The organism is Pseudomonas sp. DCB_BI (genome assembly GCF_026240995.1).
GTDB lineage: Bacteria > Pseudomonadota > Gammaproteobacteria > Pseudomonadales > Pseudomonadaceae > Aquipseudomonas.
The window spans coordinates 1-448 of record NZ_JAPFCG010000068.1; the positions used below are offsets into that span (position 1 = coordinate 1).

1 rRNA gene is annotated in these 448 nt (G+C 47.5%); it reads right to left on the reverse strand.

The features are described from left to right. Window positions 1-346: 346 nt before the first annotated feature. Window positions 347-448, reverse strand: a 5S ribosomal RNA gene (rrf, locus tag OO258_RS27330); the annotation flags it as partial.

Sequence of the window (448 nt, forward strand, 5' to 3'; positions counted from 1 at the left end):
GACTATCAGTCCGTACTCACAAGCACCCACACGAATTGCTTGATTCGATTTGTTAAAGAGCGTTTGGTTAAGAGCTTTTCGTCTCAACCGAGGCGCGCATTCTACGCTTTCCTCATTTGCTGTCAAGTGTTTATTTTGAAGATTTTCGAGAAACTCGTTTAACTTCAGACACTTGGCTCGCTTCGATCTCTCGTCGCGGGAGGTGAATAATACAGCATCCAAAAATGCTGTCAACCACCTTTTTACTACCACCGGCGGGCTGATCGGCCTACCAGGAGAAACGATAGCTTCTACTTAAAGACAAAACCCCTACCTGCATGCGCAGATAGGGGTTTTGCGAAATGAATCTTGACGATGACCTACTCTCACATGGGGAAACCCCACACTACCATCGGCGATGCATCGTTTCACTGCTGAGTTCGGGATGGGATCAGGTGGTTCCAATGCT